The sequence below is a fragment of the Paenarthrobacter sp. RAF54_2 genome, assembly GCF_052113945.1.
Classification (GTDB): Bacteria; Actinomycetota; Actinomycetes; order Actinomycetales; family Micrococcaceae; genus Arthrobacter.
In genome coordinates, this window is record NZ_JBFRDV010000001.1 from 239,168 (window position 1) to 252,813 (window position 13,646).

General features: G+C 61.7%; 13 protein-coding genes and 1 tRNA gene. 5 read left to right on the forward strand and 9 right to left on the reverse strand.

Annotation, left to right across the window (positions count from 1 at the left end):
• Positions 1 to 50: 50 nt before the first annotated feature.
• The gene (locus AB4Y87_RS01065; protein WP_442002641.1) at positions 51 to 971 is read left to right on the forward strand and encodes an N-acetyltransferase; all 921 of its coding nucleotides are present in this window, start codon (positions 51 to 53) and stop codon (positions 969 to 971) included.
• A gap of 38 nt (positions 972 to 1,009) precedes the next feature.
• Positions 1,010 to 1,083: transfer RNA gene (locus AB4Y87_RS01070), tRNA-Leu, on the forward strand.
• Positions 1,084 to 1,182: 99 nt separating this feature from the next.
• Here AB4Y87_RS01070 and AB4Y87_RS01075 read toward each other — a convergent pair.
• Both AB4Y87_RS01075 and AB4Y87_RS01080 read right to left on the reverse strand, forming a co-directional pair.
• Positions 1,183 to 1,380: a hypothetical protein gene (locus tag AB4Y87_RS01075; RefSeq protein ID WP_442002642.1), complete on the reverse strand. Its 198-nt coding sequence runs from the start codon at positions 1,378 to 1,380 to the stop codon at positions 1,183 to 1,185.
• Positions 1,373 to 1,552 (reverse strand): hypothetical protein, encoded by a 180-nt coding sequence (locus AB4Y87_RS01080; RefSeq protein WP_442002643.1) that lies wholly within the window; start codon positions 1,550 to 1,552, stop codon positions 1,373 to 1,375. The genes AB4Y87_RS01075 and AB4Y87_RS01080 overlap by 8 nt, the downstream gene beginning before the upstream one ends.
• Before the next feature lie 336 nt (positions 1,553 to 1,888).
• On the opposite strand from AB4Y87_RS01080, the gene AB4Y87_RS01085 reads away from it, so the two are divergent.
• Positions 1,889 to 3,244, forward strand: coding sequence for an ABC transporter substrate-binding protein (locus AB4Y87_RS01085; protein WP_442002644.1), 1,356 nt, complete (start codon positions 1,889 to 1,891; stop codon positions 3,242 to 3,244).
• A 187-nt stretch (positions 3,245 to 3,431) separates the two neighbouring features.
• On the opposite strand, the gene AB4Y87_RS01090 is transcribed toward AB4Y87_RS01085, so the two are convergent.
• The 4 genes from AB4Y87_RS01090 to AB4Y87_RS01105 are packed head-to-tail and all read right to left on the reverse strand — an operon-like array spanning position 3,432 to position 7,635.
• Positions 3,432 to 4,202: an ABC transporter ATP-binding protein gene (locus AB4Y87_RS01090; RefSeq protein WP_442002645.1), complete on the reverse strand. Its 771-nt coding sequence runs from the start codon at positions 4,200 to 4,202 to the stop codon at positions 3,432 to 3,434.
• Positions 4,199 to 5,263 (reverse strand): ABC transporter ATP-binding protein, encoded by a 1,065-nt coding sequence (locus AB4Y87_RS01095; RefSeq protein WP_442002646.1) that lies wholly within the window; start codon positions 5,261 to 5,263, stop codon positions 4,199 to 4,201. The genes AB4Y87_RS01090 and AB4Y87_RS01095 overlap by 4 nt, the downstream gene beginning before the upstream one ends.
• Entirely contained in the window at positions 5,260 to 6,228 is a 969-nt protein-coding gene (locus AB4Y87_RS01100) for a branched-chain amino acid ABC transporter permease (protein WP_442002647.1), read from the reverse strand. Before AB4Y87_RS01100 ends, AB4Y87_RS01095 begins: the two co-directional genes overlap by 4 nt.
• 9 nt (positions 6,229 to 6,237) lie before the next feature.
• A complete protein-coding gene (locus tag AB4Y87_RS01105; RefSeq protein ID WP_442002648.1) occupies positions 6,238 to 7,635 on the reverse strand; it encodes a branched-chain amino acid ABC transporter permease in 1,398 nt (465 codons plus the stop codon).
• 278 nt (positions 7,636 to 7,913) lie between these two features.
• Here AB4Y87_RS01105 and AB4Y87_RS01110 point away from each other — a divergent pair, with 278 nt between their 5' ends.
• On the forward strand, positions 7,914 to 8,837 hold the full coding sequence (locus AB4Y87_RS01110) for a Bax inhibitor-1/YccA family protein (protein ID WP_442002649.1): 924 nt from the start codon (positions 7,914 to 7,916) through the stop codon (positions 8,835 to 8,837).
• A 97-nt stretch (positions 8,838 to 8,934) separates the two neighbouring features.
• On the opposite strand, the gene AB4Y87_RS01115 is transcribed toward AB4Y87_RS01110, so the two are convergent.
• Genes AB4Y87_RS01115 through galT form a run of 3 tightly spaced genes read right to left on the reverse strand, consistent with a single transcriptional unit; the run spans position 8,935 to position 12,544 of the window.
• Positions 8,935 to 10,173, reverse strand: a complete 1,239-nt coding sequence (locus AB4Y87_RS01115) for an acetyl-CoA C-acetyltransferase (protein WP_442002650.1) — start codon at positions 10,171 to 10,173, stop codon at positions 8,935 to 8,937.
• Between the two features lie 53 nt (positions 10,174 to 10,226).
• A complete protein-coding gene (galK, locus tag AB4Y87_RS01120; RefSeq protein ID WP_442002651.1) occupies positions 10,227 to 11,387 on the reverse strand; it encodes a galactokinase in 1,161 nt (386 codons plus the stop codon).
• The gene (galT, locus tag AB4Y87_RS01125; protein ID WP_442002652.1) at positions 11,384 to 12,544 is read right to left on the reverse strand and encodes a galactose-1-phosphate uridylyltransferase; all 1,161 of its coding nucleotides are present in this window, start codon (positions 12,542 to 12,544) and stop codon (positions 11,384 to 11,386) included. The genes galK and galT overlap by 4 nt, the downstream gene beginning before the upstream one ends.
• A gap of 101 nt (positions 12,545 to 12,645) precedes the next feature.
• Between galT and AB4Y87_RS01130 the strand changes: the two genes are divergently transcribed.
• Entirely contained in the window at positions 12,646 to 13,596 is a 951-nt protein-coding gene (locus tag AB4Y87_RS01130; RefSeq protein ID WP_442002653.1) for an aldose 1-epimerase family protein, read from the forward strand.
• Positions 13,597 to 13,646 lie beyond the last annotated feature (50 nt).

Genomic DNA, 13,646 nt, shown 5'->3' on the forward strand with positions numbered 1-13,646 from the left:
CGGCTGCTCCCCTAAGGGGTGTGGCCGTCGTCGTCGTTTAAGCTGTAGCCATGCCCGGCGAAACTGATCTGAAGACCCTTCTGGCGTCACTGCATCCTGTCATCAGGGAGGGTGACTACGTGTACGCCCTCTGGCCGCATGGCAAGCCGCTGGAAGGCGACATCGAGGCCGCCGTCCGGGAGGCCGAGGGTTTGACCGTGGTCCTGCGACGGGGTGAGGCGGACAGGCTTGGCCTTTCCTACGATTTCGTGGCCGCCTGGATCACGCTGCAGATCCATTCCGCGCTGGAGGCGGTAGGGCTGACCGCAGCCGTGAGCGCGGCGTTGACGCACGCAGGCATCAGCTGCAACGTCCTGGCGGGCTTTCACCATGACCACTTGCTGGTCCCCGTAGCGGACGCCGACCGCGCGCTGGACGTGTTGCGTTTGCTGGCCCGAGGGGTGGTACTGCGGACTGAGCGGCCAGAAGACCGCCCTGAAATCCTGGAACTGACGGCACGCGCCTTCTCTATTTCTCCGATGACCAGTCAGCCGGTTGAGGGGACTCCCCTGGAAGTTGGTTTGCTGCAGCAGCTCTTCGAGTGCGATGAGTACATTCCAGAGTTGAGCATCGTAGCTGAGATCGGCGGGGACATTGTTGGCTACGCCATCAGCACTCGCGGCTGGATCGGCGACCTGGAACTTGTGGGGTTGGGTCCCATCGGCGTCCTTCCCCAGTTTCAGCGACGCGGCGTCGGCTCGGCCCTCATGCGTGAGTCTGCCGCGCGCGCCACGGCGGCAGGGGAGCCTGCGATTGCTTTGCTGGGCAGCCCTCTCTATTACCCGCGCTTCGGGTACGTGCCGGCCACGTCCTTGGGGGTGGAACCGCCCGAGGCTTCCTGGGGTGAACACTTCCAGCTGCTGCCGCTTCCGGCATGGCCCGACGGCGTCCACGGCACCTTTCGCTACGCGGCGCCATTCGAACGCGTGTAGCTGGGATGCCCGTCTAGCTGGGATACCATGGTGCGGGCGCCCCAATAGCCCAATTGGCAGAGGCAGCGGACTTAAAATCCGCGTGTTGTGGGTTCGAGTCCCACTTGGGGCACTGACGAAAAGGCCCTCGGTTCCCTTTGTTTGCAAGGGAACCGAGGGTCTTTTCGGGTATTGGGATGACTACCAAGTGTTGGGCTTGGTGGCCAGCCATTCAGCGCCTGCCGTCCCTGATCTGATAAAGGCGGGGCTTGGATAGGCCGGTGGCTTCGATGAGGTCCTTGAGTCGGATGTCGTCCTTTGAAAATGCTTCCCGGATGAGGGTGCGCAGTTCCAAGTCCAGGCGCTCGGCCTCAGCGGCGGCCTTGGCTTTCGCTTCGGCCGCCGCCCGGATTTCTTCCAGATCAACCATGCCTGAGCCGCCTCGCAAGTATCACTCCGGCAACCACCGCAACCACCAGCCAAGCTGCCAGCAACCCGAAGCTGACCACGGGGTACTTGCCGCCGGACACTACGGCCCCCGCGCCGATGGCGATGCCAGTGAAATCGATGGTGATGAACAGCGGATCTTTGATGGTCTTCATATGCTCTCGAATGCTCGCTAGCCTGGGTGGGGAACCGGTGCACTTTCTCAGTGGTGGAATGATGCGTTTCGTGGCGTACTCCAATGCCTCCCCAGCGAGTCCCACTTGGGGCACTGAGCGGAAGGGGAGGACGTTTCCTCCCCTTCCATGTGTCAGCCACTCTTCAGAGACTTTTCCCAGCAGGCTCGTAGATTCCCCACAGGCAACGAGTGTTATAGGGATGTGACCTGAATCACTTATCTTCCCGGATCAATTGCACTAGTTTGAGTCTTAATCAGGAACACCTGAGTTATCGCATCAAAGGCAGTTCGCACCTTTCGATCGAGGAGACAACGAATGTTTGATCTTTCCCAAGCGGCGCCCCGAGCCGCCAAGCTTACAGCGCTTGGCATTGGGGTTGCCCTCCTGGCCACAGCTTGTGGTGGGTCCTCCACGCCGAGCCAGACCGGGTCCAGTTCCGCCGCCGCGGCAGGCATCTCCTGCCCGGCTCCGAGTGCAGGGGCGGGAGCCAGCAACAGCCAGGCTGCTACCAACACGGGACCCGTACCTCCCTCGACCACCACTACCTCCACTCCTCTGAAACTTGGATCGCTTCTGCCGACAACGGGGTCGCTCGCGTTCCTCGGCCCACCCGAAGTTGCTGGCGTCAACCTCGGTATCAAGGAAGTCAATGATGCTGGCGGCGTTCTCGGCGCTCCCGTTTCGGTGGTGCACCGTGACTCTGGTGACACCAAGACCGACATCGCAACCCAGTCCACCACCGCCCTCTTGGGCCAGGGCGTGAGCGCCATTATTGGGGCGGCCTCGTCCGGTGTTTCCAAGACGGTCATCAACCAGATCACAGGCGCAGGTGTGCTTCAGTTCTCCCCGGCAAATACGTCGCCCGACTTCACAACATGGGATGACAAGGGCCTCTACTGGCGCACGGCACCCTCCGACGTCCTGCAGGGCAAGGTTCTCGGCAACTACATGGCCACCTGCGGCGCTCAGACCGTCGGCATGATCGTCCTCAACGACGCGTACGGAACCGGCTTGCAGAAGAACGTTAAGGCGGCCTTTGAAGCTGCCGGCGGCAAGGTGGTAGCCGAGGAACTGTTCAATACCGGCGACACCCAATTCAGCAGCCAGGTGGACAAGGTCATTGCGGCAAAGCCCGACGCCATTGTCCTGATTACATTTGATGAAGCCAAGAGCATTATTCCACTTGTCACAGGCAAGGGGGCAAAGCCCGGACAGCTGTTCCTGGTTGATGGCAACACCACCGACTACAGCAAGGACTTCCAACCGGGCACGCTCACTGGCGCTCACGGAACATTCCCTGGCACTTTCGCGGCCGAATCGTTCACCAAGTCACTTCTTAGTGTGGATCCGGCTTTGAAGGACTTCACATACGGCGGTGAGTCTTACGATGCAGTAAACCTGATTGCTCTCGCCGCTGAGGAAGCCAAGAGCACCAAGGGCGCTGATATCGCAGCCAAGCTCAAGGACGTATCGCAGGGTGGCGAGAAGTGCAACAACTTCGCCAGCTGCGTCACGTTGCTTCGTAACGGCAAGGACATCGACTACGACGGCCAGTCGGGTCCAATCACGTTCTCGGATGCGGGTGACCCGACGGAAGCCTATATCGGCATCTATCAATACACCAACGAGAATAAGCTAATGCCCGTGAAGGCGGAGTTCGGCAAGCTCTAAGCCAAGGCCCGGCTAGATCGCAACACAGAACAGGTCCCCTTCCTCTCCAGGAAGGGGACCTGTTCTGTGTTATGGGGCCTGGTGTGCGTGCTTGGGGTGGTTTTGGGCGAAGAGCGGGCCTCGCACGGGAGGGGAACGATTGAGGGCCCCAGGTAACCCGGGGCCCTCCGTGCGTGTAAAGCGGCTGCTAGACCTCGTCGGCCAGGGTTCCCAGGTACAACTGGATGACCTTGGGGTCCTTCATGAGCTCGCGTCCAGTGCCTGTGTAGGCGTCCTTCCCTTGGTCCAGGACGTAGCCGCGGTCGCAGATCTGCAGGCAACGGCGGGCGTTCTGTTCCACCATGATGACCGAAACACCGGCGCGGTTGATCTCATGGACCCGAAGGAAGGTCTCGTCCTGCTTGACGGGGGAGAGGCCCGCCGATGGCTCATCGAGCAGGAGCACCGCAGGATCCATCATGAGCGCCCGCCCCATGGCTACCATCTGGCGTTCACCGCCTGAGAGGGAACCGGCTCGCTGGGCACGTCGCTTGGCCAGTTCCGGGAAGAGGCTGGCAACGAAGTCGAAGCGTTCAGCGAACGCCTTGGGCCGCTGGAACATGCCCATCTGGAGGTTCTCTTCGATGGTGAGGGTGGCGAAGACGTTGTTGGTCTGGGGGACAAAACCAACGCCCCGCGTGACCAGCTTGTTGGCCTTCAGACCAGTGAGATCCTCACCCCGGACCACCACGGTGCCGGAGTGGACTTTTACCAGGCCGAACATGGCCTTCAACAGGGTGGATTTACCGGCGCCGTTGGGGCCGATAATGCCGATCAGTTCACCTTTGCGGGCCTCGATGGAGCAGCCGTTGAGGATGTTGACGCCAGGAATGTAGCCCGCCACCAGGTTGGTGACTTTGACGACGGAATCGCTGGCCGGGGCATCTGCCGAGGCGGGCATTGCACTGGTGCTGCTCATTTCCCGTCCTCCTTCTTGGTTTCTACGATGTCGGACAGGATGCCTGCGTCTTCCGTTCCCACCACCGACTCTTCGTCAGCCTCAAGTTCTGCCTCGAGCACCTTGATGCCTTCAGCGTCGCCGAGGTCAACGTCGTGGTGTGCGCCAAGGTAAGCATCGATCACGGCAGGGTTCTTCATGACTTCCCCGGGAGGGCCTTCGGCCACGATCTTTCCTTCTGCCATGACTACTACCCAGTCTGCGATGTGGCGCACCATATTCATGTCGTGCTCCACGAACAGGACCGTCATGCCTTCAGCCTTGAGGTTCTTGATGTGGTCCAGGAGGGACTGGGTCAGTGCGGGGTTCACGCCGGCCATGGGCTCGTCGAGCATGACGAGCTTGGGCCTCACCATCAGGGATCGTGCCATCTCCAGGAGCTTACGCTGGCCGCCGGAGAGGGAAGCGGCGTAGTCATCCCTCTTGGTGTCCAGCTTGAACTTCTCCAAGAGCACGTGTGCCTGTGCCGTGATCTCCTTCTCCCGGCCACCCCACATGCCCTTGAACAGGGCTTTGGAAAGACGCTCGCCAGGCTGGTCCGCTGCACCGAGCCGCATGTTTTCCATGACTGTCAGCTTGCCCATGACCTTGGTCAGCTGGAATGTCCGCACCATGCCCATGCGGGCCACTTTGTAGGACGAGACGCCGGCAATACTGTTTCCTTCGAACTGCCACTTGCCCGTGTTTGGCGTGTCGAAGCCGGTGAGCAAGTTGAACAGGGTGGTCTTGCCGGCACCGTTTGGCCCGATCAATGCGGTGATCTTGTGGCGGGGGATCTCCAGGTATTCCACGTCCACGGCGTTGATGCCGCCGAAGGAGCGGGTGACGTTTTCGGCCACGACGATCGGATCGCGCTTCTTGCAGCCAGGGGTATTTTCCCCGACCGCAATAGGACGCGAATCGGTCATGTAGTCGATGCCTGACTCGTCGCTTGGGATGGCGCGGTGGGCTGAGCCACCAGTGCCGGAAGGGGTAACCGGGTTGGTTGGGTTGTTGCTGCTTGGTTCGTTGGTCTCACTCATGCGAAAGCAAGCTCCTTCTTATTGCCGAAGACGCCTTGCGGGCGGAAGATCATCAGGAGCATCAGTGCCACACCAACAAGGATGTAGCGCAGCTGGCCGGCCTGAACGGTGGTCAGCCAGGTGACGACTCCGGATTCGATGAGCCCATAAAGCAGGCTCTGCGTCAGCGAGAGCACCACCCAGAAGATCATGGCTCCGATCACCGGGCCCAGGACGGTGGCCATGCCACCGAGCAGGAGGCAGGTCCAAAGGAAGAACGTGAGCTCAGTGCCGTAGTTGGAGGGCTGGACGGCGCCGCGGGGGAGGGTGAAGATCATGCCGGCGAGGGCGCCCAGGATGCCACCAATAATGAGGGCCTGCATCTTGTAGGAATAGACATTCTTGCCGAGTGACCGCACCGCGTTCTCATCCTCGCGGATGCCCTTCAGGACGCGCCCCCAAGGGCTGCGCATCAGCAGCCAGACCAGCAGGCAGCAGATAATGACCAGGCCCCAACCCACAACCCGGATAAAGAAGTCACGGTTGTTCATTCCCATGTAGGACCCCTCAGGGAAGGGATTCATGGAGTAGAAGCCACCCTCGAATGCGGCCAGGCCGTTTGCCGAACCCGTAACGCCGGTGAGCTGGTTGGTAGTGACGACGTAGCGCACAATTTCCGCTGCTGCGATCGTGACGATAGCGAGGTAGTCCGCCCTCAAGCGCAGTGTCGGAATACCCAGGATGAACGCGAAGATCACCGAACACAGGACCGCGATAAGGAGCCCGATGAAGAACGGCGTCTTGAAGGTCAAAGTGGAGATGGCGAAACCGTAGGCTCCTACTGCCATGAATCCGGCCTGGCCGAAGTTCAACAGGCCTGAGTAGCCGAAGTGGACGGCGAGGCCCAAAGCAGCAAGTGCGTAGGCCGCCGTCGTCGGGCTGAACAATTCGCCAAGGGCGCTGGAAAGAATAAATCCGAAGTCCATGGCCCGCTCCTAACCCACACGCTCACGCCGGCCGAGGATACCCTGCGGTCGGAACAGAAGAACAACAATCATGATGAACAAAGCGCCAACGTACTTGAGGTCGGCGGGGAGGCCAAAGACCGTGGTCAGCTCCACGAAGATTCCGACGACGATGGAGCCGAGCAGGGCGCCGAAGACGGTTCCCAGTCCACCGAGCGTCACGCCGGCGAAGATGAGCAGCAGGATTTGCGAGCCCATGTCGAAGGTCACCCCGGGCCGGTAGTAGGCCCACAGGATGCCGCCGAGGGAAGCGAGGACGCCGCCAACGATCCATACAAGCCGGATGACCGAGTCGACGTCGATGCCCGAAGCAGCGGCCAGCGCAGGATTGTCAGCCACTGCACGGGTTGCTTTACCGAGACGGGTCTTCAGCAGGATGATACCGATCAGGGCAATCACCACGGCACTGATCAACAGGGACCACAGGTTGTTCGGAGAGATGGAGATGGGCCCGATCTGGACCTCCGCGCTTTGGGCTCCGGGCAGCTGTTGGGTTGCGCCGCCGAAGAAGAACTGGATGACGTAGCGGATGGCCAGTGCCAGGCCGATGCTGACAATCATCATGGGGACGAGGCCAGAGCCGCGCCGCCGCAGCGGCCGCCAGAGTCCGGCATCCTGGACGTAGCCGAAGAGCCCGCCGCCGATCAGCGAAAGCAGGATGGCCAGCCAGAACGGCAACCCGAAACTGTTGAGCATGAAGACGAGCACGGCACCCATGGTCACCATCTCGCCGTGGGCGAAGTTGGTAAGGCCTGTGGTGCCGAAGATAAGGGACAGGCCGACGGAGGCAAGTGCCAGCAGCAGGCCGAAGCTCAGCCCGGCAACCAGACGGTTGAGGAGGTTTTGGCCGAAGTCTTGTTGCTGGACGACGATGCCCTTACCGAAGGCGAAGATGACTGACAGGTTGGACGTCTGGCTGAAGGTGACATCGCGGGGGTTCTCCTGACCGTCGGCAAGTTTGATGCCTTGGGGCAAGGTGGAGGTATCCAGCTCAACTCTGTACGTGCCCTGTACGGGGACGCCTATGTTCCAGGCTCCGTTGGCTCCGGAGGTCGCTTCCCCTTCGAACCCGTTGCCCGAGGCCTTGATTTTCACGCCCGGTATGGGAGCACGGGCATCGTCGCGGAGGAAGCCGCTGATATTGTTCTGGAAATTCGTTGGGGATGGCGAAGGCGAGGGGGTGGTTGCCTCCGCCGCGGGGGCGGCGATCAACAGAGTGGCAATGAGGGCTGCGAAGAACGCCCCCACGGCTCTCTGCAGTCCCTTGGACCGTCTCATGGACGGGTCGCGCAGTGTGCTTCTCAAAATGGAAACCTCCACAGTGGGGGTGGTCCCGGCTGCGCCATTGCAGCCGGTGCGAACGGTCATGGGGCTTGCGAATAGTTCTTCCCTAGCTGCCTCGATTGTGATCTAAGTCACCCATGTGTGGCCTATGTTACCGCTCGCTGCGGCTAAAAAATGCACAGCATAGAGGTCAGAAGATAGCGATCGGATAACAACTGTGAAGCTATAGGCAACAAGCAATCTTCCACATTCGTGTCACGGTTGAGTTTCGTCTGGGTGAACAAGGGAACTTTCCGTGCCTTGGACGCGTGGTAATTGGTACCGTGAATTATCACTTAGCCCTTTTCAGGAGGACACCCGCAATGGCACTTGGCGGAAACCCTATCTTCAACGGAAAGAATTTCCGTGGAGCCAAACAGGCACCGCCTGTTCCGCAAAATCCGTATTCCAACCCGTACGGCCAGCAGTTTAACCAGGCTCCAGGCCGGGCGCCTGGACAGGTCCTCGACGCCGGGTCCGCTTGGTCCGCCTCGCAGCAGAACATGACCAACGAACAACTGCAGCAGATGTACAACCAGCCTGCAGCAGGACCTGCCGACACCGGCCGGATGACCTACGACGACGTCATCATGAAGACCGTCGCCTGCCTTGTTGCCTTGGTCGTGGGCGCGGGCATCACGCTCTTTGTAGCACCGGCCCTGTCGAGCATGCTGATGATCGTCGGCGCGCTGGGCGGATTCGTGCTCGCACTGGTCAACACGTTCAAGAAGCAGCCTTCGCCGGCGCTGATTCTCGCCTATGCGGGTCTTGAGGGACTCTTCCTCGGTGGCCTGACCCGGATTCTTGACGGAATGTTCCCCGGCGTGGGCCTCCAGGCGGTCATCGGTACCTTGGCAGTCTTCGGCGTCACGCTGCTGCTCTTCAAGAGCGGCAAGGTCCGCGCCACACCCAAGATGGTGCGCTTCTTCATGATCGCCACCATCGGCTACGCCGTCTTTGCGCTGATCAACCTCGTCATGATGTGGACCGGTGCGGTTCAGGAACCGTTCGGCCTGCGCACGAGTATCACGATTGCAGGCATCCCGCTGGGTGTCTTCATTGGCATCCTGGCGATTGGCCTGGCAGCCTTCTCGCTCATCATGGACTTCACCAGCATCGAACAAGGCGTCCGTGCCGGCGCACCTGAGCGCTATTCCTGGATCGCCGCCTTCGGCCTGACCGTCACGCTGGTTTGGCTCTACGTCGAAATCATCCGGCTTCTGGCGATTTTGCGCGGCGACGACTAAGTCCGCCCAAGTTCAAGAAAAATGCCCCCGAATTATTTCGGGGGCATTTTTCTTTAAACGGGGACCTGGCTAAAACAGTGGCGTGGCCCAGGACACCTCAACTCAGGCGTTCGAAAACTACAGCCATTCCCTGGCCGCCTCCAACGCATAACGTGGCCAGGCCAAGGGTTCCGTCGCGTTCCTTCAAACCATTGAGGAGCGTGGTGGTCATGCGAGCTCCGGTCATACCGAAGGGGTGCCCCAGGGCAATGGCGCCACCGTGCACGTTGAGCTTCTGTGGGTCGATGCCAAGTTCACGGGCGCTCGCAACCACTTGGACGGCAAAGGCTTCGTTGAGCTCCACGAGGTCGATGTCGTCAATCGTCAGTCCTGCCAGTGCCAACGCCCGCCGCGTTGACTCAACTGGTCCCATGCCCATGAGTTCGGGTGACAGGGCGGAAACGGCGGTGGAGACAACTCGTGCCAACGGTTGAAGTCCAAGTTCGCGTGCGCGTGCGTCACTCATGACCAGAACGGCGGCGGCGCCGTCGTTCAGTGGGCACGCATTCCCCGCCGTCACTGTGCCTTGGGGCCGGAAGACGGGGTCCAGGGCGGAAACAGCCTCCAAGGTCACTCCCGCCCGCGGAGAGTCGTCCCGGTCAACCAGGGTGCCGTCCTTGCGCGTGTGCGGTGTGATCTCGCGGGCGTAGAAACCCGAGGCAATGGCCGCTTCAGCGCGATTCTGGCTCAGCACGCTCCACTCGTCCTGCTCTGCCCGACTGATTCCGTAGCTGGTGGCAACATTCTCGGCTGTCTGGCCCATGGCGATATAGATGTCAGGAAGCCTCCCGCCTAGCCGCGGATCCGTCCAGGGAATATTCGACGCCGCCCGGGCCACTGTCCGCTGGGCTGCTGATTCGAAGAGTGGGTTGTGATTGCCGACGTCGGTCTGTCCGGCCCCTGCCCAATTCTGATACCTCGAGACGCTCTCCACCCCGCCCGAGATGACCGCGTTCGCTTCACCGGCCTTGATGGCGTGGAAGGCCATGCGGAGCGTTTGGAGGCTGGACGCGCAGAACCGGTTGATGGTAGCCGCCGGTACGCGGTCCAGGCCTGCGAGGACGGCGACGACGCGGGCCATGTTGGAGCCCGCTTCACCACTGGGTTCGGCGCAGCCCAGCAGGATGTCATCAAGGCCGCCTCCATCTTCGGCGGCAGGATCGAAACCCGGAACTTTCGCGAGTGCGGCCTGCACCATGGCGGTCGCAAGGTCGTCGGGTCGCTCGTCCTTGAGGGAGCCTTTGAAGGCCCGCCCAATTGGACTTCTGGCAGTGGAAACGATGACAGCCTCAGTCATGGCCCCAGCTTACGCCCGGCATCTGCAAGGAAGACGGGCGTAAGCCGGACAGGTCAGGCCAAGCGAAGTGCGCCTGCTGCTGGAGTCACGGTGAAGATGTCAGGGGCGGTGAAACCGCTCTCGGCGAAGGAACGCACGACGGCGTCACGCACCTGTTGCTCCTGGCCTACCGGGGTCAGGGCGATGGCGGAGCCGCCAAAACCCCCGCCCGTCATGCGGGCACCAATCGCGCCGTTGGCCCGGGAGGTCTCCACGGCGAGGTCGAGCTCGGGGCAGGAGATCTCGAAGTCGTCGCGCATGGACACATGGCTGGCGTCCAACAAGGCGCCAATGCTGGCAGGGCCTTGGCTGGTGAGGATTTCCACGGTCTGGAGTACGCGGTCGTTTTCTGTGACCACGTGGCGGACCCTGCGAAGGGTTGTCTCATCCAGCAAGCCCGCGGCTTCCTCCAACGATTCCACGCCGACGTCGCGCAGTGCTTTGACGCCGAGGATTTCGGCACCCAACTCGCAGGAGGCGCGCCTGGAGGCGTAACCGCCGTCGGCGTGTGAATGCGACACCTTCGTGTCGATGACCAGCAGGACCAGGCCCGATGCTTCGGCGTCGAAAGGGACAAGGTCAACGTGCTGGTCCCGGCAATCCAGGAACACAGCATGACCCTTGGCGCCGCGCAGAGAAGCGGATTGATCCATGATGCCGGTGGGTGCGCCGACGAACACGTTCTCAGCACGCTGGGTGGCGAGCACCAAGTCCTCTGCGCCTAGACCTGCCCCCGTGAGGTCGTTGAGGGCAGAAATGACGGCACATTCAATCGCGTGGGAGGAGGAGAGCCCAGCGCCCAGCGGAACGTCCGAATCGAGCAGCAGGTCAAAGCCGGGCACGTCGATGCCACGCTCTTTCAGGACCCAGGCAACGCCGAGGGGGTAGCGTGACCAGCCCTGGCCGGATCCCGGTTCCAAGCTTGAAAGGTCCGCTTCCACCAAACCATGACCCCCGAACAGGGACAGCAGCCGCACCCTGGAGTCTGCACGGAGTCTGATGGCAACCTTGGCGGTCTTATCAATCGCGAACGGCAGGACGAAGCCCTCGTTGTAATCCGTGTGTTCGCCGATCAGGTTCACGCGCCCCGGTGCCTGCCACACGCCGTCGGGACTCGAACCAAAAGTTTCCTGAAAGCGGGCGGAAAGCACGCTTGTGTCAGTGGTGGTGGTCATGCTCGGGTGCCTTCCAGGGTGTCGGCCAACCGTATGGCGTCGGTGGTTGCAGCGACGTCGCGGAGTCGCTCCGCCACGGCTTCCGGGGTGGTGTCATTGATAAACGCTCCCATGGCTGCTTCAGAGCCTGCCAGGTACTTGAGCTTATCGGCGGCGCGGCGCGGTGAGGTCAGCTGCAGGTGCAACTGCCCCGCCGGGCGCAGGATCGGGTCCAGGGGTGCCTGGTGCCACGCGGAGATGTACGGCATGGGGGTGGGGTAGAGCGCATCAAGCCGCTTCAGCAGGTCAAGATAGACGTGCGAGAGCTCATCGCGTTCTTCGCCCGTCAGGGCCGCGAGGTCAGGGACGCTGCGGTGGGGGACCAGGTGGATCTCCAAGGGCCAGCGTGCGGCGAAGGGCACGTAGGCGCTGAAGTGCTTGGCTTCCAGAACCATCCGGCTGCCATCCTCGCGTTCTGCCTTCAGGAGGGACGCGCCAAGCGTTTCTTTCGCGTCGACGTCGTCGTAGTACTTGCGGGCTACCGCGCCCAAGGTGGCGGCCCGGGGCGTGACGTAGGGGTACGCGTAAATCTGGCCATGGGGGTGATGCAGGGTGACTCCGATATCGGCGCCGCGGTTCTCGAACGGGAAGACCTGCTTGATGCCGGGCAGGGCGCTCAATGCTTCTGTGCGCTGTGCCCAGGCTTCTATGACGGTGCGGGCGCGGGTCTCTCCCAATTCTGCGAAGGATCCTGTGTGCTGGGGAGTAAAGGCCACAACTTCGCAGCGACCGAAGGCAGGCCCGGTGACGCCGTGGCCGGCGAATCCATGACCGGGGATCTGCGGGATGTCGCCCAGCGCAGGTCCCAGTGAGGGGAATCTGTTTTCAAACACCACGACGTCATAGTCGGAGGCCGGAATTTCCGAGGGATTCGCCGCTGTCGTGGGGCAGATAGGGCACTGGTCGGCCGGGGGGAGATGGGTGCGGCTTTGGCGGTGGGCGGCCACTGCTACCCATTCGCCGGACAGGGCGTCGTACCTGACCTCGCCGGGCTCGCCACGGGCCGGAAGCTCGCGGTGGTCCACCAGCGAGTCCGGTGTGCGCTCAGGAGTTCCGGGGTCATCAAAGTAGATCAACTCACGGTTGTCAGCGAGGCGGGTGCGGGTCATACGGCTCATGGGTCCATCATCCCACAAAGCAATCAAAAACGCATAGTTTCAAACAAAAGCTAACATCCCTCATTCGCTGGGAACGGGACGGCATGCAGTACGGTATTGCCATGTCTGCCTCTTCCCCATCTGCCCAAAGCCCGCTCGAACCAGCACCCCGACGCTTCGCCACCGGCCGCCAATTCGAGCTTCGCCGGGACGATGCGCTCGCCATCGTGACCGAGCTCGCGGCAGGTCTTCGGCTGTACTCTCGCGGCGGCGTCCAACTCACCGAAACTTACGGTGACGCCGAGATTCCGCCAGGCGCCACGGGCATCACCCTCGCCCCGTGGGCCAACCGGGTGGAGGATGGCGTCTGGTATCTCAACGGCAAAAAGCAGCAGCTCGATATCACCGAGGTCTCGCGCAACAACGCCAGCCACGGACTGCTCCGGAACGTCGGTTACACCTTGGTGGACGAGTCTGAGTTCTCCGTGACCCTTGAAGCTACCGTCTTCCCACAGCATGGCTACCCCTTCCTTGTGCGGCACCTCGTTCAGTATGAGCTCGACGAAAACCTGGACCTTCGCGTCTCGCAGACGATGGTCAACGATTCACAAGATGCTGCTCCCGTCGTCCTGGGCGCCCACCCCTACCTGCGGCTGGGCGAGGTAGCCCCTGAAGATTTGGTCCTGACGGTCAATGCAGCCACCCGCCTGGTCGCGGACGAGCGGTTGATTCCCCGCAGCACCGCTGCCGTGGAGGGAGATTTTGACCTTTCTTCAGGTCGCTCAGTGGGCGGCCTGGATATCGACGTCGCCTTGACGGACCTGACGTTCGACGGCGGCGTGGCCCGCCATACGCTGACCGCGCCGGATGGGCGCAGCGTGTCACTTGAGCAAGACCAGAACTGCCAATATGTCCACGTGTTCGTCACGGACACCTTCCCTGGCCGATCAAAAGTAGTCGCCATAGAGCCCATGACCGGTCCAGCCAACGCCTTTAACAGCGGGGATGGTTTGCGTTGGCTTGCGCCAGGGGAGACGTTGACCATGACGTGGGGGATTACGGCCTCCCTCTAGGCGATGCGCGGCGGGCCGGTTTCCCATACGGGGCGGGCTGCGGAATTATG

What these genes read in the sequence shown, in the direction of transcription:
- AB4Y87_RS01065 (WP_442002641.1), top strand. Translation starts at nt 51, where the DNA reads ATGCCCGGCGAAACTGATCTGAAGACCCTTCTGGCGTCACTGCATCCT.
- AB4Y87_RS01075 (WP_442002642.1), bottom strand. Translation starts at nt 1,380, where the DNA reads ATGGTTGATCTGGAAGAAATCCGGGCGGCGGCCGAAGCGAAAGCCAAG.
- AB4Y87_RS01080 (WP_442002643.1), bottom strand. Translation starts at nt 1,552, where the DNA reads ATGAAGACCATCAAAGATCCGCTGTTCATCACCATCGATTTCACTGGC.
- AB4Y87_RS01085 (WP_442002644.1), top strand. Translation starts at nt 1,889, where the DNA reads ATGTTTGATCTTTCCCAAGCGGCGCCCCGAGCCGCCAAGCTTACAGCG.
- AB4Y87_RS01090 (WP_442002645.1), bottom strand. Translation starts at nt 4,202, where the DNA reads ATGAGCAGCACCAGTGCAATGCCCGCCTCGGCAGATGCCCCGGCCAGC.
- AB4Y87_RS01095 (WP_442002646.1), bottom strand. Translation starts at nt 5,263, where the DNA reads ATGAGTGAGACCAACGAACCAAGCAGCAACAACCCAACCAACCCGGTT.
- AB4Y87_RS01100 (WP_442002647.1), bottom strand. Translation starts at nt 6,228, where the DNA reads ATGGACTTCGGATTTATTCTTTCCAGCGCCCTTGGCGAATTGTTCAGC.
- AB4Y87_RS01105 (WP_442002648.1), bottom strand. Translation starts at nt 7,635, where the DNA reads ATGACCGTTCGCACCGGCTGCAATGGCGCAGCCGGGACCACCCCCACT.
- AB4Y87_RS01110 (WP_442002649.1), top strand. Translation starts at nt 7,914, where the DNA reads ATGGCACTTGGCGGAAACCCTATCTTCAACGGAAAGAATTTCCGTGGA.
- AB4Y87_RS01115 (WP_442002650.1), bottom strand. Translation starts at nt 10,173, where the DNA reads ATGACTGAGGCTGTCATCGTTTCCACTGCCAGAAGTCCAATTGGGCGG.
- galK (WP_442002651.1), bottom strand. Translation starts at nt 11,387, where the DNA reads ATGACCACCACCACTGACACAAGCGTGCTTTCCGCCCGCTTTCAGGAA.
- galT (WP_442002652.1), bottom strand. Translation starts at nt 12,544, where the DNA reads ATGAGCCGTATGACCCGCACCCGCCTCGCTGACAACCGTGAGTTGATC.
- AB4Y87_RS01130 (WP_442002653.1), top strand. Translation starts at nt 12,646, where the DNA reads ATGTCTGCCTCTTCCCCATCTGCCCAAAGCCCGCTCGAACCAGCACCC.